This window comes from Halomonas alimentaria (assembly GCF_009902005.1).
Taxonomy (GTDB): domain Bacteria; phylum Pseudomonadota; class Gammaproteobacteria; order Pseudomonadales; family Halomonadaceae; genus Halomonas; species Halomonas alimentaria.
Window position 1 is genome coordinate 393202 of the sequence record NZ_WUTT01000001.1, and the last position, 22015, is coordinate 415216.

23 protein-coding genes are annotated in these 22015 nt (G+C 67.7%); 11 read left to right on the forward strand and 12 right to left on the reverse strand.

Going from position 1 to position 22015, the window contains the following annotated elements:
* Positions 1–66: 66 nt before the first annotated feature.
* The 6 genes from rpmJ to rplQ all read left to right on the forward strand — a co-directional run bounded on the left by rpmJ (position 67) and on the right by rplQ (position 3235).
* Positions 67–180: a 50S ribosomal protein L36 gene (gene rpmJ, locus GRB96_RS01900; RefSeq protein ID WP_031384759.1), complete on the forward strand. Its 114-nt coding sequence runs from the start codon at positions 67–69 to the stop codon at positions 178–180.
* Between the two features lie 125 nt (positions 181–305).
* The gene (gene rpsM / locus GRB96_RS01905; RefSeq protein ID WP_161430190.1) at positions 306–662 is read left to right on the forward strand and encodes a 30S ribosomal protein S13; all 357 of its coding nucleotides are present in this window, start codon (positions 306–308) and stop codon (positions 660–662) included.
* Positions 663–701: 39 nt separating this feature from the next.
* A complete protein-coding gene (gene rpsK, locus GRB96_RS01910; RefSeq protein ID WP_132044117.1) occupies positions 702–1088 on the forward strand; it encodes a 30S ribosomal protein S11 in 387 nt (128 codons plus the stop codon).
* Positions 1089–1100: 12 nt separating this feature from the next.
* A complete protein-coding gene (gene rpsD, locus GRB96_RS01915; RefSeq protein WP_161430191.1) occupies positions 1101–1721 on the forward strand; it encodes a 30S ribosomal protein S4 in 621 nt (206 codons plus the stop codon).
* Positions 1722–1807: 86 nt separating this feature from the next.
* A complete protein-coding gene (locus GRB96_RS01920; protein WP_161430192.1) occupies positions 1808–2806 on the forward strand; it encodes a DNA-directed RNA polymerase subunit alpha in 999 nt (332 codons plus the stop codon).
* Between the two features lie 39 nt (positions 2807–2845).
* Entirely contained in the window at positions 2846–3235 is a 390-nt protein-coding gene (gene rplQ / locus GRB96_RS01925; RefSeq protein WP_161430193.1) for a 50S ribosomal protein L17, read from the forward strand.
* 237 nt (positions 3236–3472) lie between these two features.
* On the opposite strand, the gene uvrA is transcribed toward rplQ, so the two are convergent.
* Positions 3473–6334 (reverse strand): excinuclease ABC subunit UvrA, encoded by a 2862-nt coding sequence (gene uvrA, locus GRB96_RS01930; protein ID WP_161430194.1) that lies wholly within the window; start codon positions 6332–6334, stop codon positions 3473–3475.
* A 175-nt stretch (positions 6335–6509) separates the two neighbouring features.
* On the opposite strand from uvrA, the gene GRB96_RS01935 reads away from it, so the two are divergent.
* The 4 genes from GRB96_RS01935 (at position 6510) to GRB96_RS01950 (ending at position 10363) form a co-directional block, all read left to right on the forward strand.
* On the forward strand, positions 6510–7898 hold the full coding sequence (locus tag GRB96_RS01935) for an MFS transporter (RefSeq protein WP_161430195.1): 1389 nt from the start codon (positions 6510–6512) through the stop codon (positions 7896–7898).
* Between the two features lie 143 nt (positions 7899–8041).
* A complete protein-coding gene (ssb, locus tag GRB96_RS01940) occupies positions 8042–8689 on the forward strand; it encodes a single-stranded DNA-binding protein (protein ID WP_161430196.1) in 648 nt (215 codons plus the stop codon).
* A gap of 40 nt (positions 8690–8729) precedes the next feature.
* Complete coding sequence (locus tag GRB96_RS01945; protein ID WP_161430197.1) at positions 8730–9617, forward strand: sugar nucleotide-binding protein; 888 nt, start codon at positions 8730–8732, stop codon at positions 9615–9617.
* A complete protein-coding gene (locus GRB96_RS01950; RefSeq protein WP_161430198.1) occupies positions 9614–10363 on the forward strand; it encodes a lysophospholipid acyltransferase family protein in 750 nt (249 codons plus the stop codon). The genes GRB96_RS01945 and GRB96_RS01950 overlap by 4 nt, the downstream gene beginning before the upstream one ends.
* Before the next feature lie 116 nt (positions 10364–10479).
* On the opposite strand, the gene fabB is transcribed toward GRB96_RS01950, so the two are convergent.
* The 11 genes from fabB to GRB96_RS02005 all read right to left on the reverse strand — a co-directional run bounded on the left by fabB (position 10480) and on the right by GRB96_RS02005 (position 21004).
* Positions 10480–11697 carry a beta-ketoacyl-ACP synthase I gene (fabB, locus tag GRB96_RS01955; RefSeq protein ID WP_161430199.1) on the reverse strand — a complete coding sequence of 406 codons (1218 nt, stop codon included), beginning with the start codon at positions 11695–11697 and terminating at the stop codon, positions 10480–10482.
* A gap of 13 nt (positions 11698–11710) precedes the next feature.
* Entirely contained in the window at positions 11711–12226 is a 516-nt protein-coding gene (gene fabA, locus GRB96_RS01960) for a 3-hydroxyacyl-[acyl-carrier-protein] dehydratase FabA (RefSeq protein WP_161430200.1), read from the reverse strand.
* Positions 12227–12322: 96 nt separating this feature from the next.
* On the reverse strand, positions 12323–12847 hold the full coding sequence (locus tag GRB96_RS01965) for a DUF2878 domain-containing protein (RefSeq protein ID WP_161430201.1): 525 nt from the start codon (positions 12845–12847) through the stop codon (positions 12323–12325).
* On the reverse strand, positions 12840–14111 hold the full coding sequence (locus GRB96_RS01970) for a class I SAM-dependent methyltransferase (RefSeq protein WP_338073998.1): 1272 nt from the start codon (positions 14109–14111) through the stop codon (positions 12840–12842). The genes GRB96_RS01965 and GRB96_RS01970 overlap by 8 nt, the downstream gene beginning before the upstream one ends.
* Before the next feature lie 11 nt (positions 14112–14122).
* Positions 14123–14887: a DUF1365 domain-containing protein gene (locus GRB96_RS01975; RefSeq protein WP_161430202.1), complete on the reverse strand. Its 765-nt coding sequence runs from the start codon at positions 14885–14887 to the stop codon at positions 14123–14125.
* Entirely contained in the window at positions 14884–16206 is a 1323-nt protein-coding gene (locus GRB96_RS01980; protein WP_420841780.1) for an NAD(P)/FAD-dependent oxidoreductase, read from the reverse strand. Before GRB96_RS01980 ends, GRB96_RS01975 begins: the two co-directional genes overlap by 4 nt.
* A 62-nt stretch (positions 16207–16268) precedes the next feature.
* Positions 16269–17054 carry an SDR family NAD(P)-dependent oxidoreductase gene (locus GRB96_RS01985; RefSeq protein WP_161430203.1) on the reverse strand — a complete coding sequence of 262 codons (786 nt, stop codon included), beginning with the start codon at positions 17052–17054 and terminating at the stop codon, positions 16269–16271.
* A 42-nt stretch (positions 17055–17096) separates the two neighbouring features.
* Positions 17097–17537 carry a nuclear transport factor 2 family protein gene (locus GRB96_RS01990; RefSeq protein WP_161430204.1) on the reverse strand — a complete coding sequence of 147 codons (441 nt, stop codon included), beginning with the start codon at positions 17535–17537 and terminating at the stop codon, positions 17097–17099.
* A gap of 22 nt (positions 17538–17559) precedes the next feature.
* A complete protein-coding gene (phrB, locus tag GRB96_RS01995) occupies positions 17560–18975 on the reverse strand; it encodes a deoxyribodipyrimidine photo-lyase (RefSeq protein WP_161430205.1) in 1416 nt (471 codons plus the stop codon).
* 23 nt (positions 18976–18998) lie between these two features.
* The gene (locus tag GRB96_RS02000) at positions 18999–19919 is read right to left on the reverse strand and encodes a MerR family transcriptional regulator (protein WP_161430206.1); all 921 of its coding nucleotides are present in this window, start codon (positions 19917–19919) and stop codon (positions 18999–19001) included.
* On the reverse strand, positions 19916–21004 hold the full coding sequence (locus GRB96_RS02005; protein ID WP_161430207.1) for an NAD(P)/FAD-dependent oxidoreductase: 1089 nt from the start codon (positions 21002–21004) through the stop codon (positions 19916–19918). The genes GRB96_RS02000 and GRB96_RS02005 overlap by 4 nt, the downstream gene beginning before the upstream one ends.
* 83 nt (positions 21005–21087) lie before the next feature.
* Here GRB96_RS02005 and GRB96_RS02010 point away from each other — a divergent pair, with 83 nt between their 5' ends.
* The gene (locus GRB96_RS02010; protein WP_161430208.1) at positions 21088–21993 is read left to right on the forward strand and encodes a TIGR01777 family oxidoreductase; all 906 of its coding nucleotides are present in this window, start codon (positions 21088–21090) and stop codon (positions 21991–21993) included.
* Positions 21994–22015: the final 22 nt, after the last annotated feature.

The following is a 22015-nucleotide window of genomic DNA, read 5'->3' on the forward strand; positions in this document are numbered from 1 at the left end:
GCCCGTCGAACTGGCGCGTTGCGGCCCGCAGGGGTCGCCTCGCTAGCCGACTTTGGAGATGGAACGATGAAAGTTCGAGCTTCCGTGAAGAAAATGTGCCGCAACTGCAAGATCATCCGTCGCAATGGCGCCGTCCGCGTCATCTGCACGGAGCCGCGGCACAAGCAGCGCCAGGGCTGATACCTGGTACTGCACTGAACCGGGTGCCGGCATGCCCCTTGCCCTCTGCAGGGTAAAGGGGTATGCTGTTGCGCCTTTTGTAGTAGACCCAACGAGCAAGCCGCTCACATATTCGGAGTAAGCTGATGGCCCGTATTGCAGGCGTCAATATCCCGGACAACAAGCATGCGGCGATCTCGCTGACCTATATCTTCGGGATTGGCCGCACTCGTGCACAGGACATCTGTGCCGCGTCCGGCATCGCGCCGACCACCAAGATCCAGGAACTGTCATCTGAAGAGATCGACACCCTGCGTTCCGAGGTTGGCAAGTACACCGTTGAGGGTGACCTTCGTCGTGATGTGACGCTGAATATCAAGCGTCTCATGGACCTGGGTTGCTACCGTGGTCTGCGTCATCGTCGTGGTCTTCCGCTGCGTGGTCAGCGTACCAAGACCAATGCGCGTACCCGCAAGGGCCCGCGCAAGCCGATCCGCAAATAACACGCACGTTCTGGCGTAAAGACAGGAAGAATCATCAACATGGCTAACCCGCGTAGCAATCGCAAGAAGGTTAAAAAGCAGGTAGTGGATGCCGTTGCGCATATCCACGCCTCTTTTAACAACACGATCATTACGATCACAGACCGCCAGGGCAATGCCCTTTCCTGGGCAACTGCCGGTGGTTCGGGTTTTCGTGGTTCTCGCAAGAGCACCCCGTTCGCTGCTCAAGTAGCAAGCGAGCGTGCAGCGACCGCTGCAGCCGAGTATGGTGTGAAAAACGTCGACGTGCTGGTCAAGGGCCCCGGTCCTGGCCGTGAATCCGCCGTGCGTGCTCTGAACGCCGCCGGCTTCCGCGTGCAGAGCATCATTGACGCGACGCCCATTCCCCACAATGGCTGCCGTCCGCCGAAGAAACGCCGCGTTTAAGGAGACAGATTCATGGCTCGTTACATTGGACCGAAGTGCAAACTGTCTCGTCGTGAGGGGACCGACCTCTTCCTGAAGAGCGGTGTCACTCCCTTCGAGAAGAAGTGCAAATCCGAGCAGATTCCGGGTGTGCACGGCCAGCGCCGTCAGCGTATTTCCGAATACGGCTTGCAGCTTCGCGAGAAGCAGAAAGTGCGCCGCATGTATGGCGTACTCGAGAAGCAGTTCCGCAACTACTACAAGGAAGCGGCCCGTCTCAAGGGCGCGACCGGTGAGGTGTTGCTGCAGCTTCTCGAATCCCGACTGGACAACGTCGTCTATCGCATGGGCTACGGCTCGACCCGCTCCGAGGCTCGGCAGCTGGTCAGCCACAAGGCCATCGCCGTGAATGGCAAGAGCGTCAACGTGGCTTCCTACCAGGTCAAGCCCGGTGATGTGGTCTCCGTTCGCGAGAAGGCGAAGAATCAGGCGCGCATCCAGAACGCCCTGGCCCTGGCCGCCAACCGCGGCGACGTGGCCTGGATCGAGGTCGATGCCAAGAAGATGGAAGGCACCTTCAAGGCGCTGCCCGAGCGCGGCGACCTGTCTGCCGACATCAACGAGGCCCTGATCGTCGAGCTGTACTCCAAGTAAGCGGTGCCAAGCGCCGTGCCTGCCTCCGTTGACGGGGGCAGGCCAAGAGTACCCAGTATCCGTTTGGCAGCCTGAAAGGTGTTCATATGCAGCGTTCAGTGACAGAGTTTCTTCGCCCGCGCGACATCAAGGTCGAAGAGATCAGCGCACACCACGCGAAGATCGTGCTCGAGCCCTTCGAGCGTGGCTTCGGCCACACGCTGGGCAACGCCCTGCGTCGCATCCTGCTCTCGTCCATGCCCGGCTGTGCCGTGGTGGAGACCGAGATCAGCGGCGTCGAGCATGAGTACAGCGCGATCGAGGGCGTCCAGGAAGATGTCATCGAGATCCTCCTGAACCTCAAGGACGTGGCGATCAAGATGCATAGCCGCGACGAGGCGGTGCTCTCGCTGAACAAGCAGGGCCCGGCCGTCGTGACTGCGGGCGACATCGCCCTCGACCATGACGTCGAGATCGTCAACCCCGACCACGTCATCGCCCACGTCAACGAGGGTGCCGAGCTGAAGATGCAGCTCAAGGTGGCGCGTGGCCGCGGCTATGAGCCGGCGGATGCACGTGTCGGTGCCGACGACGAATCTCGCGCCATCGGCCGCCTGCAGCTGGATGCGACCTTCAGCCCCGTGCGTCGTGTTTCCTACAGCGTCGAGGCCGCGCGTGTCGAACAGCGCACCGACCTCGACAAGCTGATCATTGACCTAGAAACCGACGGCACACTGGATCCCGAAGAGGCGATCCGTCGCAGCGCGACCATCCTGCAGGATCAGCTGGCCGCGTTCGTCGACCTGGAAGCCGACAAGGAACAGGAAGTGGAGGAGGAAGAGGATCATATCGATCCGATCCTGCTGCGCCCCGTAGACGATCTCGAGTTGACCGTTCGCAGCGCCAACTGCCTGAAGGCCGAGAATATCTACTACATCGGCGATCTGATCCAGCGCACCGAGGTGGAGCTGCTGAAGACGCCGAACCTCGGCAAGAAGTCCCTGAATGAAATCAAGGACGTTCTGGCAGCACGCGGTCTTTCCCTGGGCATGCGGCTGGAGAACTGGCCGCCGGCTAGCCTGAAGGACGACAAGGCCTCCGCGTGAGCGCCGACTCGAGTCCCAGTTTGGTAAGGAATCACAACCATGCGTCATCGTAAGAGTGGTCGTCACCTCAATCGTACGAGCTCGCATCGCCAGGCCATGTTCAAGAACATGAGCGTGTCGCTGATCGAGCATGAGGTCATCAAGACAACCCTGCCCAAGGCCAAGGAGCTGCGTCGCGTCATCGAGCCGCTGATCACCCTGGCCAAGCAGGACAGCGTCGCCAACCGTCGTCTGGCCTTCAGCCGCACCCGCTCGAAGGAAGCGGTCGGCAAGCTCTTCAATGAGCTGGGTCCGCGTTACGTCGAGCGTCCGGGCGGTTACGTCCGTATCCTCAAGTGCGGCTTCCGCACCGGCGACAACGCCCCCATGGCCTTCGTCGAGCTCGTCGACCGTCCGGTCGTCGAGGACGAGGAAGCCGCCGAGGAGTGATCCTCGGCCGGTCTTCCGGCGATACGGCAAGCGCTGTAAAGAAAAACCGGCTCCCGCAAGGGGCCGGTTTTTTTCATGGGGCGTCTGACTATTCTGTTGGAGTCCCTGAGTCGCGGCTCCTTCGGCGACAGGCCTGAGCGGGGGCGCTGTGAACCCCTCCCTGGGCGCTACCGACGCCGTCCCTGGCGTAGGACCCCCTCCAGGCCTGTCCCCGACGCCGCTCGCTTCGGTGTCGCGTCAAGTCGTGCCTGCTGTCTCTTTTCGTGAGTTTTTGGCCCGCTCCAGCAGCGGCTTGAGGAAGCGCCCGGTGTGGGAGGCCTCGTTGCGCGCCACCTGCTCCGGGGTGCCCTCGGCGATGATTCGCCCACCGCCGCCGCCGCCCTCGGGGCCCAGGTCGACGATCCAGTCGGCGGTCTTGATCACGTCCAGGTTGTGCTCGATCACCACGATGGTGTTGCCGTGGTCGCGCAGGCGGTGCAGCACGGTAAGCAGCTGGCGGATGTCCTCGAAGTGCAGCCCTGTGGTGGGCTCGTCGAGGATATAGAGGGTCTTGCCGGTGTCGCGCTTGGCCAGTTCCCGGGCCAGTTTGACGCGCTGGGCCTCGCCGCCCGAGAGGGTGGTGGCGCTCTGTCCCAGGCGGATGTAGGAGAGGCCCACGTCGAGCAGGGTCTGCAGGCGCCGGGCGATGGCCGGTACCGGCGAGAAGAACTCCAGGGCCTCCTCCACGGTCATCCCCAGTACCTCGTCGATGCTCTTGCCCTTGTAGGCGATCTCCAGGGTCTCGCGGTTGTAGCGCTTGCCCTTGCAGACGTCGCAGGGCACGTAGATGTCGGGCAGGAAGTGCATCTCCACCTTGATCATGCCCTCGCCCTGGCACGCCTCGCAGCGCCCGCCCTTGACGTTGAAGGAGAAGCGACCGGGCTTGTAGCCCCGCGAGCGCGCCTCCTGGGTGCCGGCGAAGAGCTCGCGGATCGGCGTGAAGATGCCGGTATAGGTAGCCGGGTTGGAGCGCGGCGTGCGCCCGATGGGGCTCTGGTCGATGTCGATCACCTTGTCGAGCTGATCGAGGCCCTCGATGCCATCGTGGGTCGCCGGCGTCAGGCTGGTGGCGTGGTTGAGCTCGCGGGCGGCGATCGGCATCAGGGTCGAGTTGATCAGTGTCGACTTGCCGGAGCCGGAGACACCGGTGACGCACACGAACAGCCCCAGCGGCAGTTCGAGGGTGACATCCTGGAGGTTGTTGCCGCGGGCACCGGTCAGGCGCACCAGCTTCTCCGGGTTGCCGGGGATGCGCCAGGGTGGCACCTCGATGCGCCGGGTCCCGGCGAGGTACTGACCGGTGAGCGACTCGGGGTTGGCGATGACCTCCGTGGGGGTCCCCTGGGCGATGACCCGGCCGCCGTGGACCCCGGCGCCGGGGCCGATGTCGAGCACGTGGTCGGCGGCGCGGATGGCGTCCTCGTCGTGCTCTACCACGATCACGGTGTTGCCCAGGTCGCGCAGGCGCTCGAGGGTCTGCAGCAGGCGGTCATTGTCGCGCTGGTGCAGGCCGATGGAGGGCTCGTCGAGGATATACATGACCCCAACCAGGCCGGCACCGATCTGGCTGGCCAGGCGGATGCGCTGGGCCTCGCCACCGGAGAGGGTCTCGGCGCTGCGCTCCAGGTTGAGGTAGTCGAGGCCCACGTTGACCAGGAACTCCAGCCGGGCATGGATCTCGTTGACGATCTTCACCGCAATCTCGCCGCGACGCCCAGGTAGCTCGAGCTCCTTGAAGTAGCGCCAGGCCTCGCCGATGGGCAGGCGGACCATCTCCGGCAGCGTGTGCTCGTCGATGTAGACGTGGCGTGACTCCTTGCGCAGGCGGCTGCCCTCGCAGGCCGGGCAGGGCTGCACGGCGATGTAGCGGGCGAGCTCCTCGCGCACCATGCTCGACTCGGTCTCGCGGTAGCGGCGCTGCAGGTTGGGCAGCACGCCCTCGAAGGGGTGCTCCCGGGTCACCTTGCGGCCGCGATCGTTGACGTAGTGGAAGGCGATGTTGTCGTGGCCACTGCCGTGGAGGATCACCTCACGCTCGTGACGAGCCAGCTCCTGCCAGGGTGTCTCCAGGGTGAAGCGGTAGTGGTCGGCTACCGCCTGGAGCTGGTTGAAGTAGAAGACGCTGCGCCGGTCCCAGCCCTTGATCACGCCTTCGGCCAGGGAGAGCTCCGGGTGGCTGATCAGCTTGTCGGGGTCGAACACCTGCTGTACCCCCAGGCCGTCGCAGGTCGGGCAGGCGCCGGCGGGGTTGTTGAAGGAGAACATGCGCGGCTCGAGCTCGGCGATGGAGTAGCCGCACACCGGGCAGGCGAAGCGTGCCGAGAAGGCGATGTCCTCCTGTTCGCCGTCCATGAAGTGGACCATGGCGACGCCGTCGGCGAGGCCCAGCGCCGTCTCGAAGGACTCCGCCAGGCGCTGCTGCAGCCCCTCGCGCACCTTGATGCGATCCACCACCACGCTGATGTCGTGCTTGCGGGTCTTCTCCAGCGGGGCAATGTCGTCGAGCTCCAGCACCTGGCCGTCGATCATGGCGCGCACGAAGCCCTGGGCGCGCAGCTCGGCGAGCAGCTGCAGGTGCTCCCCTTTGCGTCCCTTGACCACCGGGGCCAGCAGCATCAGCTTGCTGCCCTCGGGCAGTGCCAGCACCTGGTCGACCATCTGGGAGACGGTCTGGGCCTCGAGGTCCTCGCCGTGCTCGGGGCAGCGCGGGGTGCCGGCGCGGGCGAACAGCAGGCGCAGGTAGTCGTAGATCTCGGTGATGGTGCCCACGGTGGAGCGTGGGTTGTGGGAGGTGGATTTCTGCTCGATGGAGATCGCCGGCGAGAGTCCCTCGATATGGTCGACGTCGGGCTTCTCCATCATCGACAGGAACTGGCGGGCATAGGTGGAGAGCGACTCCACATAGCGACGCTGCCCCTCGGCGTAGAGCGTGTCGAAGGCCAGCGATGACTTGCCCGAGCCGGAGAGCCCGGTGACCACGATCAGCCTGTCGCGGGGCAGCTCGACGTCGATATTCTTCAGGTTGTGGGTGCGCGCACCCCTGACCAGAATCCTGTCCATTCCCACCTCATGAGCTCGGCAAAAGAGCGCGGCAAAAGATCGATTATACGGGCCGGCTCCCGGCGGCGGCAAAGCGGTCGTGGATGCCGGCTTTCCCCGGCAGGTGGCAAACCGCTAGAATAGGCGGTCCACTCCTGGGCGCTTGGCGCCCCTCCAGGGAAGATTCGCTACGTCTATGCGCAAGGTCTCCGGGCTGCTGCTCCCCGCCGAACGGCGCGCCATCACCGGTCTGGCCGGTCTCTACGCCACCCGCATGCTGGGCCTGTTCATGGTGCTGCCGGTCCTGGCGCTGTATGCCGACGACCTGGCCGGTGCCACGCCACTGCTGGTGGGGCTGGCGCTGGGTATCTATGGCCTGACCCAGGCCACCCTGCAGATCCCCTTCGGGCTGCTCTCCGACCGCCTGGGACGCAAGCCGGTGATCGCGGGCGGCCTCCTGCTGTTCCTGCTGGGCAGCGTGGTGGCGGCAATGGCCGACACCATCGGCGGGGTGATCCTCGGCCGCTGCCTGCAGGGCAGCGGCGCGGTGGCCGCAGCGATCATGGCGCTGCTTGCCGACCAGACCCGTGAACAGGTGCGCACCGCGGCCATGGCCACCATCGGCCTCTCCATCGGCGTAGCCTTCGCCGTGGCCATGGTGCTGGGGCCGCTGGTGGCGAGCCACTTCGGCCTCTCCGGGGTGTTCTGGTTCACCGCTGCTCTGGCTGCCCTGGGGCTGCCGGTATTGTGGCGGCTGGTGCCCCCTGCGCCGCGTCGCCTGCGTCACCGCGACGTGGGCATCGACCGCGCTCAGCTGGGCCGCACCCTGGGTCGGCCCGACCTGCTGCGTCTGGACCTCTCGATCTTCGCCCTGCATCTGGTGCTGATGGCGATCTTCGTCGCGGTGCCGTTCCGGCTGCTCGACGCGGGGCTCCCCACCGAGCGTCACGGCCTGGCCTACCTGGGGGTGATGCTGCTGGCCTTCGTCGGCATGGTGCCGCTGGTGGTGGTCGCCGAGAAGCGTCGGCAGATGAAGGCGATGTGCCTGCTGGCCATCACGGCGATGCTGGCCAGCCTGCTGGGCATGACCTGGGCCGGCGCCGGGCTATGGGGCCTGCTCGGCTGGCTGCTGCTCTACTTCATCGGTTTCAACCTGCTCGAGGCCACGCTGCCGTCGATGATCAGTAAGCTGGCCCCGGCCGGGGCCAAGGGCACCGCCATGGGGGTCTACTCGACCAGCCAGTTCCTGGGGGCCTTTCTGGGCGGCGTGCTCGGCGGGGCGCTCTCCCAGCAGTGGGGGCTGCCGGCGGTGTTCCTGGGTGCCGCCGCGTTGACCGCGGCCTGGCTGGCGGTAATGGTGGGCATGCGTCAGCCGCCGCATCTGGTCAGCGAGGTGGTGGCACTCGACGACGATCACGGCGATGATGCCCTGGAGACCCAGATGGCCAGGTTCGCCGAGGTGGCCGGCGTGGAGGACGTGCTGATCGTCCCCGAGGAGCGCCTGGCCTATCTCAAGGTGGATCGCCAACGCCTCGACGAGGAGGCGCTGGCAAGACTGATCGATACGGGAAGGGAGCACGCCTGACGGCGTGCCCTTCACTTCATGGCGCGGGGCGCCAGGCGGCGGCCCCGGCCCGCGACACGATGCATGCATGACAGCGCATCCATGGCGCTGTGCTCAAGACAACGTACTCAAGACATCGTATTCAAGATCACAAGGAGTCCCTCATGGCCCGTGGCATCAACAAGGTCATCCTCATCGGCAATCTGGGGCAGGATCCCGAGGTGCGCTTCAGCCCCTCCGGCACTGCCATCGCCAACCTCAACCTGGCCACCACCGATACCTGGATGGACCGCCAGAGTGGCCAGCGCCAGGAGCGTACCGAGTGGCACCGCCTGGTGCTGTTCAACAAGACCGCCGAGATCGCCCAGCAGTATCTCAAGAAGGGCAGCAAGATCTATGTCGAAGGCCGCCTACAGACCCGCAAGTGGCAGGGGCAGGACGGGCAGGATCGCTACACCACCGAGATCGTGGTCAACGACATGCAGATGCTCGACTCCCGCGGCGGCGGCGGTGACTTCCAGGGCGGCGGCTTTGCGGGTGGTCAGCCCCAGCAGGGTGGCTATGGCGGCCAGCCTCAGCAGGGCGGCTATGGTGGCCAGCCCCAGGGAGGTGGGCAGCCGGGCGGGGCACCCCAGCAGGGCGGTGGCTTCGGTGGTGGAGCGCCGCAGGGTCCCCCGCAGCAGCCTGCCCAGCAGCCCCCGCAGCGTCCTGCCCAGGGCGGCCAGCCCGGCGGCGGCCAGCAGCAGGGCGGCAACTTCGGGGCGCCCGACCCGGGCAGCTTCGACGACTTCGACGACGAGATCCCGTTCTGATTCGTCGTTTCGCTGACGGCATGCCGAGGGAGGTGCGCGCGTGAAGCTGCTGGTACTGGATGCCGGCCACTGCCTGAGCCTGGCCCTGGCCCGGGAGGCCAACCGCCGCTCGGATACCGAGCTCACCATCGAGGAGGGCTTGGAGCTGGATCCCGCCTGGCTGGCGGAGGTGGCGCCGGATGCCCTGGTGATTCCGCCGCTGTCGCGGCCGATCGTCGCCGCGCCGGCGGAGGTGACGGCCCACGCCGAGGCGGTGGAGCGTTGCCTGGAGGCGTGCCGCCAGGCGGATATCCCGCTGGTGTGGTGCGTCTCCGACCAGCTCTACGAGGATGGTTTCGCCGAGCCCATCGACGAGCACGTGATTCCGCGGCCCCGTGACGAGAGCCTGCGGCGGCTGGTGGCCACCGGCGACCGGATCCGCGCCGAGCATCCGCATCACCTGATCGTCCGGCTGGGGCCGCTGTTCGCCCTGGAGGGGAGTCACGCCTGGCTCAACGAGCTGATCGATACCCTGATCACCGCCGGGGAGGTACGCGGCGAGGCCGACGTGACCTGCTGCCCGACCTCGGCGGATGCGGTGGCCCTGGCGCTGATCGGCATGCTGCAGCAGCAGCAGTGTGGTGCCGATGCCTGGGGAAGTTACCACCTGGCCGGCACCGAGCCGGTGAGCGTCTATACCTTCGTCTCGGTGGTGCGTACCCAACTGGCCACTCGCCTCGAGGGGCGCGGCGATCATCGCGAACTGGGCACGCTGCGCGCATTGCACCACCATCACGACCATCCGCTGCGCCGCGTGCTCAACTGTCGGCGGGTGCTGGAGGTGTTCGGCGTGCACCAGAAGCCCTGGCGGCTGGAGCTGAGCAACATGCTGGACGCCTGGTGCCGGGCCAACACCCCGGCATGTGGCGAGGAGGAGAGCGGGTCATGAACGTGCTGCGCAGCCTGCTCTTCTACCTGGGCTATTTCACCGCCATGCTGGTGTGCGGCGTGCTCTTCCTGCCGCCTGCGCCCTTCCTGCCGCTCGGTTCCCGCTATCGGCTGCTCAACCTCTACAACCACTTCATCATCAGTTGGTTCCACCTGGTGGTCGGGGTGCGCTATGAATTTCGCGGGCGAGAGCATCTGCCCGCCGGGCCCTGCGTGATACTGGCCAACCACCAGTCCGAGTGGGAGACCGTCTACCTGCAGTTGCTGCATCCGCCGGTGTGCACGGTGCTCAAGAAGGAACTGCTGAATCTGCCGATCTTCGGCTGGGGCCTGCGGCTGCTGCACCCCATCGCCCTGGATCGTTCACGCCCCTCCCGGGCCATCAAGCAGGTGCTCACCCAGGGCAAGCGGCGCCTGGAGGAGGGGCTGTCGGTGCTGATCTTCCCCGAGGGCACTCGGGTCGCTCCTGGCAGCCGCAAGCGTTACAACAAGAGCGGGGCGGTGATCGCCTGTCGTGCCGGGGTGCCGGTGGTGCCGGTGGCCCACAACGCCGGCGAGCGCTGGCCGGGCCGCCATTGGGTGAAGAATCCGGGACGCTTGACGCTGGTGGTGGGCGAGCCCATCGAGACCGCAGGGCGAACGCCGGAGGAGGTGCTGGCCGAGACCGAGGCGTGGATCGAGGCGACCCTGGCGGAGATCTCCGAGGTACCGCGTCCGGTGCGTGACGAGGCGCGGGAGCCGGCCTGAGTTCATCAGGGCACCGCGCGTGGTGGTTCGTACCCGAGGCGCAGGTCCAGGCCCACCAACGCAAGAGGCGCCCCGATGGGCGCCTCTTGCGTTACGACTCGAGCTGACGCGAGTGGTCAGTCCCGGAGCTTTTCCAGCACCAGGCAGGCGTTGGTGCCGCCGAAGCCGAAGCTGTTGGAGAGCACGCGCTCGATCTTCACCCCGTCGCGACGCTGGGCCACGATATCGAAGCCGTCGGCCTGCTCGTCGAGGGTCTCGATATTGGCCGAGGCGGCGATGAAGTCGTTCTCCATCATCAGCAGCGAGTAGATCGCTTCCTGCACGCCGGTGGCGCCCAGGGAGTGGCCGGTCAGCGACTTGGTGGAGCTCATCGCCGGAGTGGTATCGCCGAATACCTCGCGGATCGCCTTGAGCTCGGCTACATCGCCTACCGGCGTCGAGGTGCCGTGGGTGTTGATGTAGTCGATCTTGCCGTCCACGGTGGCCATGGCCTGGCGCATGCAGCGCATCGCGCCCTCGCCCGAGGGGGCGACCATGTCGTGGCCGTCGGAAGTGGCGCCGTAGCCGGTCACCTCGGCGTAGATCTTGGCGCCGCGGGCCCGGGCGTGCTCCAGCTCCTCGAGCACCAGCATGCCGCCACCGCCGGCGATGACGAAGCCGTCGCGGGCCTGGTCATAGGGGCGCGAGGCCTTGTCCGGGGTATCGTTGTAGTGGGTGGAGAGGGCGCCCATGGCGTCGAACAGGCAGGAGAGGGTCCAGTGCTCCTCCTCGCCGCCACCGGCGAAGACCACGTCCTGCTTGCCCATCTGGATCTGCTCCACGGCGTTACCGATGCAGTGCGCCGAGGTGGCGCAGGCCGAGGAGATCGAGTAGTTCACGCCCTTGATCTTGAATGGCGTGGCCAGGCAGGCGGAGACGGTACTGCCCATGGTGCGGGTGACCCGGTAGGGTCCCACGCGGCGCAGCCCCTTCTCGCGCATCACGTCGGCGGCCTCCACCTGATTGGCGCTGGAGGCGCCACCAGAGCCTGCAATCAGGCCGGTGCGCTCGTTGGAGACCATCTCCGGGGCCAGGCCCGAGTCCTCGATGGCCTGGGCCATGCTGACATAGGCGTAGGCCGCGGCGTCGCCCATGAAGCGGCGCAGCTTGCGGTCGACCAGGGCGTCGAGGTCGATATCGACCACGCCGGCCACCTGGCTGCGGAAGCCCCGCTCGGCGTACTCCTCCTTGAAGCGAATGCCGGAGCGCCCTTCCTTGAGCGCCTCTAGAACCTGCTGTCGGTCGTTGCCCAGGCAGGAGACGATGCCCAGGCCGGTGACTACCACTCGTCGCATGGAAGCCTCCTGGTCAGAAGTTCGCGGTGGAGGTGAACAGGCCGACGCGAAGGTCGTTGGCCTGGTAGATGTCGCGGCCATCGACGGCAACGGTGCCGTCGGCCATGCCGAGTATCAGGCGCCGGGTGATGATGCGCTTGATATTGATACGGTAGGTGACCTTCGAGGCGTCCGGCAGGATCTGGCCGGTGAACTTCACCTCGCCACAGCCCAGGGCACGGCCCCGGCCGGGATGGCCGAGCCAGCCCAGGTAGAAGCCCACCAGCTGCCACATGGCATCCAGGCCCAGGCAGCCGGGCATCACCGGGTCGCCGGGGAAGTGGCAGTCGAAGAACCACAGCTCGGGGGTGATATCGAGCTCGGCGAGCAGCTCGCCCTTGCCGTGCTCACCGCCCTCCTCGGTGATGGAGGTGATGCGGTCGAGCATCAGCATGTTGGGGGCCGGCAGCTGGGCATTGCCGGGGCCGAACAGCTCGCCTCGCGAGCAGGCCAGCAGTTCATCGCGGTCGAAGGAGTGTTGCTTGATCACTGAGTCTTTCCGAGAGTCGAATGTTGTTAGTGGCCTAGTCTACTGTCCGTGCAGGGGGAATGCACGCCAGCTGGCAGTGTCCAGGCCTTCATGACCTCAGCGTTGGTAGGGGAGGCGGCCGCTCAGGCGTCGGCATAGCCACAGGCAGAGGCCGGCCCAGACCAGCGCCTGGGCCGGCAGCAGCCAGGGGGCGAGGGTCACGCCGGCGAGCGCCGCGCCGGCGTAGTAGGAGGCCGGGCCACTGATGGCGCCACCCAGGGCGGCGAGCCAGGGGCGTGACCAGAGCCATGCCAGGGAGTGGTGCAGCAGGGTAGCGAACAGTGGCCACAGCAGCCATAGCCAGGGCGGCAGCAGTCCCAGGGCGAGGGTGTCGGTGTGGAATTGAAAGCCGCCGGCCAGGGTCAGGCCGCCGTCCACTGCCAGGCCCAGCAGCGCAAAACCGACGAGCCAGCGCCACTCGCCTGGCCAGGCCTGCCAGCGCAGGTGGGCGGCAAGAATCAGGCCGGCCGCGGCGGCGCCCACCAGGCTGCCGCCCAGCACGCAGGCCAGCCAGCCCGCCTCGAAGGCGAGCAGGTTGGCCACCAGGCGCGGCGTCGAGCGCCGTCGATCCGCCTCAGGCATTGCCGGTGAGCGTCGCGGGGCGGGCGCCGGGCTTGGCCAGCAACAGGTGGCAGGTGCCGATGGTGCGCTCCAGGAAGCCCCCCTCGCAGTAGCAGAGATAGTATCGCCACATGCGGATGAAGCGTTCGTCGTAGCCCAGGTTGCGCACCCTCTCCAGGCTGGCCTCGAAACGCTGGCGCCACTCGCGCAGGGTGCGAGCGTAGTGCGGGCCGATCTCGTCGAGGGCCAGCACATTGAGCGAGGTGCTTCGGGTCAGGCCACGCAGGATGGCGTGATGGGAGGGCAGGAAGCCGCCCGGGAAGATATGGCGCTTGATGAAGTCCATCTCGCGCTTGGCGGCCTCGAAGCGCTGGTCGCGGATGGTGATCGCCTGCAGCATCGCCAGGCCGTCGTCGGTGAGCAGCCGGTCCAGGGTGGCGAGATAGGTCTCCAGATACTGATGGCCCACCGCCTCGATCATCTCCACGGAGATCAGTCGGTCGTAGCGCCCCTCCAGCTCGCGGTAGTCCTGCTTGAGCAGGGTGATGCGCTCGCCCAGGCCCTCCTCCTCGATGCGCTGCGCGGTATGGGCGTACTGTTCATCGGAGATGGTGGTGGTGGTGACCCGACAGCCGCGGGTCTTCGCCGCGTGGATGGCGAGTCCGCCCCAGCCGGTGCCGATCTCCAGCAGGTGGTGTTCGGCGCGCACGTCGAGCCGCTCGAGCATGATGTCCAGCTTGAAGGTGGAGGCCTCCTCCAGGCTCGCCTCGGGGTAGGGGAAGACGGCGCTGGAGTACATGCGGTGGTCGCGGTCCAGGAAGGTGGCAAACAGCTCGTTGCCGATATCGTAGTGAGCCGAGATGTTGCGCCGCGACCCCGAGAGGCTGTTGCGTTGCAGGCGGTAGAGGGCTGCCAGCAGCCAGCGACCCAGGCGGGCGGTGCCGGTCTCGATCTCGCCGTTGACCCGCTCCAGGTTGGCGGCGAACAGCCGCACCAGGGCGACCAGGTCATCGGCATCCCAGTCACCGTCCATGTAGGACTCCGCCGCCCCCACGGTGCCGCCCAGCGCCAGGCGTTTCCACGCCCGGCTGTCGCGCACCACCAGGGTGACCGTGAGTGGCCCGCCCTTGCCCAGGCGGTGCCGGCGGTGCCCCTCGATCAGGGTGACCGTGCCGCCCTCCAGGCGGTCCAGCTCGGCCAGCAGGCGCGGGCGTAGCCAGCGGGTCAGGCGGTCGGCATCGTCCGTCAGGGGACGGGGGGCGGTGGCTGAGCGCAGCGTGTTCACGTCGGTCTCTCCTACGAACGGTCGGCGTCGGCGCCGGGATGGTCATGGATCGGCACGCGCTTGGCCCACAGGCGCAGCGCCTCGAAATGGATGCCGGCCAGGGTCTTGGCGCTCATCCACGGCTGGCGGGCCAGGGTGCCCAGCAACACGCGACGGGTAGCGGGACTGGCCGTCAGGGTCAGGGTGGCATCGAAGTGGCATTCGCCCTCGCGCCAGTTCTCCATATGCATCAGCAGGCGCTCGCCGGGGGTGTTGAAGCGCCAGCGGTAGATCATGTCCATGGGATTGAAGGGCGAGACGTGCATCGCCTTGGCGAACTCGGCCCCGTGGGAGTGGCGGGCCGGGTCCACCGCGCAGGCGTAGCGGGTGCGCTCCCCCCAGGGCGTGTTGCTCACCTCACCCAGCACCGCGCGCAGCGCGCCCGCGGCGTCGAAGGCGTAGTAGAGCGAGATGGGATTGAAGCCCAGGCCCAGGGTGCGCAGCTGGGTCAGCAGGCAGATGCGGCCGTCGGGGGCGTCGCCCAGCTGCCGCACGAGCTCCTCGCGCACCGCCTGCTTCAATGGCCGGTTGTGGGGAGCCAGGTAGTCCTCGCGACGGAAGCGCGCCAGCGCGGGGCGCCGGGCACTGAAACCGGGTACCCCGTCGAACAGTTCAGGCAGCTCGTCGAGGTCGAGCCAGGCCATCCACACCCCATAGCTGAAGGCGTGCTCGCGCGGCAGGAAGCGGCGATGGCGCAGTTCTCCGCGGTAGATGCGTGAGCGGGGCGTGGCGATCATGCGTGCTCGGCCTCCCTTGCCACCGGGCTCAGCAACTCCGCGACTCCCTCGGGCCCCGCCTCGTCACCACCCAGGGCATGGGCCACGCGCAGGGCGCTCCAGACGCCGTCCTCGTGGAAGCCGTTGCGCCAGTAGGCGCCGCAGTAGTGAGTGCGAAAGGCGGCGCCGGAGATCTCGGCGTGGCGCGCCTTGGCCGCCTCGCCGGCCAGGGTGAACTGGGGGTGGGCGTAGGTGAAGCGGCCCAGCACCTTCTCCGGCGCGATGGCGTCGCTGTCATTGAGCGTGACGCAGAAGGTGTGGGGCGCCTCCAGGCGCTGCAGGATGTTCATGTCGTAGGTCACCGAGACCCTGGCCGCCTCGTCGCGGCCGTCGAGGCGGTAGTTCCAGCTCGCCCAGGCGCGAGGCCGCCGCGGCAGCAGGCGGGTGTCGGTATGCAACACCACCTCGTTGTCCTGGTAGGGCAGGGCGCCGAGGATCTCGTGCTCGGCGGGGCTCGGGTCCTCCAGCAGCGCCAGCGCCTGGTCGGCGTGGCAGGCCAGCACCACCTCGTCGAAGTGCTCCACGCCGAGGTCGCTGCGCAGCGCCACGCCGTCGGCCAGCCGGCGGATGCCGCGCACCGGTGTCGACAGGCGGATGCGGCTCGCATAGGGCGCGGTGAGCAGCGGAATATAACTGCGCGAACCGCCGACCAGGGTGTGCCACTGGGGCCTGTCGTTGACCGAAAGCAGGCCGTGGTGGCGGAAGAAGCGCACGAAGAACTGCAGCGGGAAGTCGCGCAGGTCGCTCAGGCTCGCCGACCAGATCGCCGCCCCCATGGGCAGCAGGTAGCGGCGCTGGAAGGCCTCGCCGAAGGCGTTGCTCTCGAGCCACTCACCCAGCGTCATGGCGGGGTCGAGCGTGCCGTCATCCATGGCCCGTATCGCCTCGCGATTGAAGCGCAGGATCTCGCGCAGCAGGCCGTAGAAGCTGGGGCGCAACAGGTTGCGGCGCTGGGCGAACAGGCTGGTCAGGGTATGGCCGTTGTACTCGAAGTCTCGGCTCGTCTCGTGTACCGAGAAGCTCATCTCGGTGGGCTGGGTGAGTACTCCGAGGCGCTGCATCAGCCGCTGGAAGTGCGGATAGGTCCAGTCGTTGAAGACGATGAAGCCGGTATCGATGGCGTAGTGGCGACCCTCGAGCTCCACATCCACGGTGGCGGTATGGCCACCCAGGCGGGTATCAGCCTCGAACAGCGTCACCTCATGTCGACCCGACAGGTACCAGGCGGCGGCCATGCCGGCGATGCCGCTGCCGACCACGGCAACGCGCCGCTTGGACATGGTGGCCTGCCGGCTATCCATGGCGATACGCTGGCGGGCCATGGCATGGGGAGAGCGAGCATTCATGGGCGGGTCTCTGTGGCGGTCTCGGGCCGCGCCAGGCGCCGCCCCAGTCGATAGCGCAGGGGAGCGGGCAGGATGCCCGCCAGCTTGACCAGCAGGGTGAAGCGGCGCGGGAAGTGGATGTCCAGGCGGTGCCGGGCCAGGCCCGCGAGGATCGCTTCAGCGGCCTGGTCGACCTCGATCCGCATCGGCATGGCGAAGTCGTTGCGGTCGGTGAGCGGAGTCCTGACGAAGCCGGGATGGATCACGCTGACGTCGATCCCCTCGGCGTCCAGGTCCAGGCGCAGCGCTTCCAGGAAGTGGCTCAACGCGGCCTTGGAGGCGCCGTAGGCCTCGGACCGGGGCAGCGGCAGGTAGGCTGCGGCACTTGAGGTGGCGGCGAGCAGCGGCCGGCCCCCCTGGGTCCGGGCGCGGCGCAGCAGCGGCAGGGCGGTATCGATGCAGTGGATCGCCCCATGGAAGTTGGCGGCGAAGACCCGCTCCACCAGGTCGGTGTCGAAGTCGCGGGCGTCGAGGTACTCGCAGGTGCCGGCGTTGAGGATCACCAGGTCGAGTCCGCCGAAGGCCGCCTCGAGTTGCTGGCCCGCATTGCGCACCGCGGCACGGTCGGTGACGTCCAGGGGCAGCGCCAGGGCGTTGTCGTGGCCGGCGGCCAGTTCGTCGAGGGCCGCCGCGTCGCGTCCGCTGAGCGCCACACGGTCGCCGCGGGCCAGCAGGCGTTCGGCCAGGGCGCGGCCGATGCCCGAGGTGGCGCCGGTGAGCCAGATGCGCTGGGGGTCGGACATGGAGCCTCCGGGTGGTGGTTGCCGCGCCCGAGGCCGCTGCCTTCAGGCGTCGAGTTGGCGCTTGATCAGTCGTATGGTGCCGCCCAACAGGGGCAGCCGTTCGTAGAGCAGGGCGCCGGCATCGAAGTAGTCGCGATGGCGGGCGATCCGGCCGCTGCCGTCCTCCGCGAAGGTGAGGTGAGAACACCCCTCCACCGCGATTGCACGCCCCTTGTCCAGCCGGGGATGCTCCAGGTGCATGGTCCAGGTGGCGAAGGCTTCCCTACCGCTACGTTGCCGCTCGTGGAAGTCGAATCGGCACGATGTAACGTTTCTGTACAAGGTGGCGAAGTAGCGTTCCAGCGACTCCGCGCCCTCGATACGGTGCAGCGGATCCTGAAAGACGACATCTGGAGTATAGAACTCGTAGAGCCTTTCTGTACAGCTCTTGTCGAGCTTATTGAAGAAACTGCAGAAGGCTTCCAGCTGGGCATCGTCCGACATGGCATCTCTCCGCGGGGTGGTGTCAGTCGGCCTTGAGGGCCTTGAAGGCATCCAGGGCCCGGGCCCGTGCCGCCTTGTGATCGACGATGGGGGGCGGATAGCCGCTGCTTCCCAGCAGGTCCCGGGGCGGAGCGTGGCGCGCCTTGGCGGGCAGCGCGGCGAGTTCCGGCAGCCACTCGGCGATGAAGCGGCCCTCGGGGTCGAAGCGCTGAGACTGGGTGGTGGGGTTGAAGATGCGGAAGTAGGGAGCCGCATCGGTTCCGGTGGAAGCGGCCCACTGCCAGCCACCGTTGTTGGCGCAGAACTCGCCATCCACCAGGTGGCGCAGGAAGAAAGCCTCGCCGCGGCGCCAGTCGACCAGCAGGTGCTTCGAGAGGAACATGGCGGTGATCATGCGCAGGCGATTGTGCATCCAGCCGGTAGCGACGAGCTGACGCATGGCGGCATCGACGACGGGATAGCCGGTGCGCCCCTCGCACCAGGCGGCGAAGCCCGACTCGTCGTCGCGCCAGGCCAGCGCCTCGGTATGGCGCTGGAAGGGGCGGTGGCGGCAGACCCGCGGGAAGCCCACCGCCACATGGCGGTAGAACTCCCGCCACACCAGTTCGTTGACCCAGGCGGCCAGGCCCGCATCGCCCTCGCCCAGGCTGCCGTCATTCTCGGCAAGCACCGCCTGCAGGCACTGGCGGTGGGAGATCATGCCCAGCGCCAGGTAGGGAGAGAGTTCGCTGGTACCGCGGATGGCGGGGAAGTCGCGCTGGCTGGCGTAATGGCGGCCACGGAAGCGCAGGAAGCGTTCCAGGCGGTCGGCGGCCGGCGCCTCTCCGGCGGGCCACTGGCGGCCATCGATGGGGGTGTCGGCGAGTTCGGGCAGTGCGGGCAGCGGGTCGCTCTCGATACCGGTGGGTGCCTGGGGGACAGGGGTGTCGCTGAGCGCCAGGCGCTCGGCGTCGAGGCGGCGGTGCCAGGCTCGGGAGAAGGGGGTGAAGACACCGTAGTAGTCCCCCTTGCCGGTAAGCAGTTCCCCCGGCGCAAAGGCCACGGCGTCGTGATGGCCATGGGCCTCGAGTCCCGCCGCCTGGAGGGCCTCGATCACCGCGGCGTCCCGGGCGAGTTCGTCCACCGGGTACTCGCGGTTGAAGTGCAGCCCGCTGGCGCCGGTCTCCCGGGCGATGGCCAACAGCGTCTCGGGGGCCTCGGCGAAGTCGTCGATATCGCGGTGCAGCAGCGGGATATTGAGCCCCTCTAGGTCCTCCTTCAGGGCGGCCACGCCCCGGGCGCGGAAGTCGAGCTGATTGGCGCCGTGGCCGTGGCGCTGCCAGTGGGGCAGGGCGCGTAGATACACCGCCACTACCGGGCCGCGCCGGGACGCCGCTGCCAGGGCGCGGTTGTCATGCAGGCGCAAGTCGCTGCGAAACCACATCAGGGTCGGCGTCATGGTCGCTCCGTCAGTCGTCCTTGTCAGGCAATGGGAAGCAGGGTCTGCAGCCGGGTGATCGCTTCGCCGAGGTCATCTCCCAGCACCGCCACACCGCTGTCGTCGAGGTCGGCCTGTCGAATGCGTGCCACCGGGCCACACAGCCCGAGGGGGACCGCCAGCTGTTCCGCCAGACGCGGCAACTGGCGGCGGATCAGGTCGGTGCGCCCGGCATGGCTGCCGGCCAGCAGAACGCCGCTGGCGCTCAGGCGCTCCACCGCCAGGGGCAGTTCGCCCAGCGGTGGCGCGACGTCGAGCAGCCGCACGTTCAGGCCACGGTCGCCGGCCACCAGCGCGGCCAGCAGCAGCCACAGGGTACCGGGGTCGTCGGGCAGCGGCATGGCCAACAGGGTGGGCCCCTCGACGAGGGCATTGCCGTGATAGAGGCGCATGCCGATGCGCGTGCGCAGGAAGGACTCCAGGGTGCGGCGCTGCAGCTCGTCACCCAGCCGCTCGCCCCAGCGTTCCTCCAGCTCGCGTATTGCCGGCGCCCACAGCTCGACCACGCAGGTGGTCACCGGATAGAGCGCCAGCGACTCGGCATAGAGGGTCTCGAGTCGCGTGATATCCAGTGCCTCCACGGCGACGACCAGGCGGCTGCGCTGTGCGGGCCAGTCGCCTGGGGCGGGGGGCGCTGCCTCGGGCTCGGCGATGTCGGGACGGTCGAGCAGCTCACGTACCTGACTCACCGGCACCCCGCGGTTGAGCCACTGCAGGATCTGCTCCACCCGCTCGATATCCTCGCGAGCATAGAGGCGATGCCCCTTGGGTGTGCGGCGTGGCTTGATCAGCCCGTAACGGCGCTCCCAGGCGCGCAGGGTCACGGAATTGACGCCGGTGAGGCGCGACACCTCTCGAATGGGGTAGAGCGGAGTCTCGCCGCCGTGCTGGGTCGGCTCAGTCATGGCGCAAGATGTCCTTTGCGGCGTGATGCATCAGGGGTGGATAAAGGGGATCGGTTTGGCTCGCTGGCCAGGACCTCGCCCAGGTGGTGGCCGGAGAGCCAGGCGTCCTCGATGCGGGGGCCGCGCCAGCTATCCCCGCACAGCGCCAGGCCGTTGCCGGAGATGCGGTAGTCGAGGTTGACCGCCTCGCCCGTGGCGAAGACATCGGGCTGGGCGTAGCGCCAGCGGTGGGCGCCCATGGCGCTGGGCTCGGGCAGGGTGACATCGCCGGGCAGGCCACGCTGGAAGGCGTCGAGTAGTGCCTCGGCGATGGTCTCGGGGCCATCCTCGAGGCGTGCCTCGCTCCATTCGAGGTTGGCCAGCAGGGTCAGGCTCTCCCCCTGGTCGTGGCGGCCAGGCTTGAGATGGTTGCGAACCACGAAGCGTAGCGCCGGATCCGCCAGGCGCACCGCCTGCCAGTCGTGGTCCACCTCGGGCAGCCCTGGCAACGGCGCATCGAACAGCACCCAGGCGGCCCAGCAGGGGCGTTGGATCACCGCCGCGCAGGCCTCGGCCAGGGCCGCATCGTGAGGTGCCACCAGTGTCCGGGCCTGGGGCGTGGGGGTGGCGACGACTACCTGTGTGAAGGGGCCGTGACGCCTGCCTTCGGTGTCCACCAGCCACCACGACCGGGCGTCGCCTTCGAGTCGCTCGATATGGGTCCCGGCGTGAAGCTCGAGTCCCTCTGCCAGGTGGCGGGTGAGCGCGCTCATGCGCGGGGTGCCGCATAGCCGCAGCAGATCGTCACGATGGCGGTGCCAGCCATCCTCGGCGGCGGACCACAACGAAGTGGGCCATTCGGCCAGGCAGCCTGACGCCTGCCACCCCTCTAAGGCGTCGGCAAAGGTGGCGTCGCGCACGCTGAGGAACTGGGCGCCCAGGTCCAGGGTGGCCTCGGGCAGCCGGCGGCTGGACATGCGGCCTCCCGGGCCCCGGGCCTTGTCGAACAGGGTCACCGGCCGGCTGGCGGCAGCCAGCGCCCGGGCACAGGCCAGGCCGGCGATGCCGGCACCGATGATGGCGGTATTGTTCTGAGGCTGAGTCATGGCACCCTCGAGGATGGTTTTCCGCTAGACTAGCAGAAGTGTACAACAGCTGTATAACTCATCACGGATACGAGGAGACCCAGATGCGCGTGCTGATCACCGGAGGAAGCGGTTTCGTGGGCCAGCGTCTGTGCCAGCGGCTGGTGGAGGCGGGGCACCGGGTGCAGGTGGTCTCGCGGGATCCCGCCGCGGCGCGGGGTCGACTCCCCGAGGCGGTGGACGTGCGGCGCTCGGCGCTGGACTTCGTAGACACCCCGCCCGAGGCCCTGGTCAACCTGGCCGGCGAGTCCATCGCCGCCAAGCGCTGGAGCGACGACCAGAAGGAGAAGCTGCTCGACTCGCGGCTGAACGCCACCCGCGAGCTGGTGGGTCTCTGCGAGCAGCTGCAGCAGACCGGCGGGCGGCTGCCCCGCGCGCTGGTCTCCGCGTCGGCGATGGGTTACTACGGGGACCAGGGGAGCCGCGAGGTGACCGAGGAGACGCCGCCCCACGACGAGTTCGCCCACCGTCTCTGCCGGCGTTGGGAGGAGGCTGCCCGGGAGACCGAAGCCTTCGGTGTACGGGTCGTCCGGCTGCGCATCGGCCTGGTACTCGACCAGGGCGGCGGCAGCCTTCAGAAGATGCTGCCGCCCTTCAAGCTGGGGCTGGGTGGGCGCTTCGGCAGCGGCAAGCAGTTCATGCCCTGGGTGCACCGCGAGGACCTGGTGCGCGCCATCCTCTTCCTGCTCGAGCGTGATGATCTGGAGGGGCCCTTCAACGGCAGCGCACCGCACCCGGTCACCAACGCCGAGTTCACCCGCACCCTGGCGAAGCAGCTGGGGCGACCAGCGCTCTTTCCGGTACCTGCGATCGTGCTGGAGACCGCCTTCGGCGAGATGGCGCGGCTGCTGCTGACCGGCGCCGACATGCGTCCGAAGCGACTCCAGGAGGCCGGCTTCCGCTTCGAGTACCAGACCCTGGAAGCCGCCCTGGCCGATATTCTGGGGTAGTGGCCAAGCGGCCAAGCGGCGC

What these genes read in the sequence shown, in the direction of transcription:
- rpsD (WP_161430191.1), top strand. Translation starts at nt 1,101, where the DNA reads ATGGCTCGTTACATTGGACCGAAGTGCAAACTGTCTCGTCGTGAGGGG.
- uvrA (WP_161430194.1), bottom strand. Translation starts at nt 6,334, where the DNA reads ATGGACAGGATTCTGGTCAGGGGTGCGCGCACCCACAACCTGAAGAAT.
- GRB96_RS01990 (WP_161430204.1), bottom strand. Translation starts at nt 17,537, where the DNA reads ATGTCGGACGATGCCCAGCTGGAAGCCTTCTGCAGTTTCTTCAATAAG.
- GRB96_RS02000 (WP_161430206.1), bottom strand. Translation starts at nt 19,919, where the DNA reads ATGACTGAGCCGACCCAGCACGGCGGCGAGACTCCGCTCTACCCCATT.
- ssb (WP_161430196.1), top strand. Translation starts at nt 8,042, where the DNA reads ATGGCCCGTGGCATCAACAAGGTCATCCTCATCGGCAATCTGGGGCAG.
- phrB (WP_161430205.1), bottom strand. Translation starts at nt 18,975, where the DNA reads ATGACGCCGACCCTGATGTGGTTTCGCAGCGACTTGCGCCTGCATGAC.
- rplQ (WP_161430193.1), top strand. Translation starts at nt 2,846, where the DNA reads ATGCGTCATCGTAAGAGTGGTCGTCACCTCAATCGTACGAGCTCGCAT.
- GRB96_RS01980 (WP_420841780.1), bottom strand. Translation starts at nt 16,206, where the DNA reads ATGTCCAAGCGGCGCGTTGCCGTGGTCGGCAGCGGCATCGCCGGCATG.
- rpsK (WP_132044117.1), top strand. Translation starts at nt 702, where the DNA reads ATGGCTAACCCGCGTAGCAATCGCAAGAAGGTTAAAAAGCAGGTAGTG.
- fabB (WP_161430199.1), bottom strand. Translation starts at nt 11,697, where the DNA reads ATGCGACGAGTGGTAGTCACCGGCCTGGGCATCGTCTCCTGCCTGGGC.
- rpmJ (WP_031384759.1), top strand. Translation starts at nt 67, where the DNA reads ATGAAAGTTCGAGCTTCCGTGAAGAAAATGTGCCGCAACTGCAAGATC.
- GRB96_RS01935 (WP_161430195.1), top strand. Translation starts at nt 6,510, where the DNA reads ATGCGCAAGGTCTCCGGGCTGCTGCTCCCCGCCGAACGGCGCGCCATC.
- GRB96_RS01950 (WP_161430198.1), top strand. Translation starts at nt 9,614, where the DNA reads ATGAACGTGCTGCGCAGCCTGCTCTTCTACCTGGGCTATTTCACCGCC.
- GRB96_RS02010 (WP_161430208.1), top strand. Translation starts at nt 21,088, where the DNA reads ATGCGCGTGCTGATCACCGGAGGAAGCGGTTTCGTGGGCCAGCGTCTG.
- rpsM (WP_161430190.1), top strand. Translation starts at nt 306, where the DNA reads ATGGCCCGTATTGCAGGCGTCAATATCCCGGACAACAAGCATGCGGCG.
- GRB96_RS01975 (WP_161430202.1), bottom strand. Translation starts at nt 14,887, where the DNA reads ATGATCGCCACGCCCCGCTCACGCATCTACCGCGGAGAACTGCGCCAT.
- GRB96_RS01920 (WP_161430192.1), top strand. Translation starts at nt 1,808, where the DNA reads ATGCAGCGTTCAGTGACAGAGTTTCTTCGCCCGCGCGACATCAAGGTC.
- GRB96_RS02005 (WP_161430207.1), bottom strand. Translation starts at nt 21,004, where the DNA reads ATGACTCAGCCTCAGAACAATACCGCCATCATCGGTGCCGGCATCGCC.
- GRB96_RS01965 (WP_161430201.1), bottom strand. Translation starts at nt 12,847, where the DNA reads ATGCCTGAGGCGGATCGACGGCGCTCGACGCCGCGCCTGGTGGCCAAC.
- GRB96_RS01985 (WP_161430203.1), bottom strand. Translation starts at nt 17,054, where the DNA reads ATGTCCGACCCCCAGCGCATCTGGCTCACCGGCGCCACCTCGGGCATC.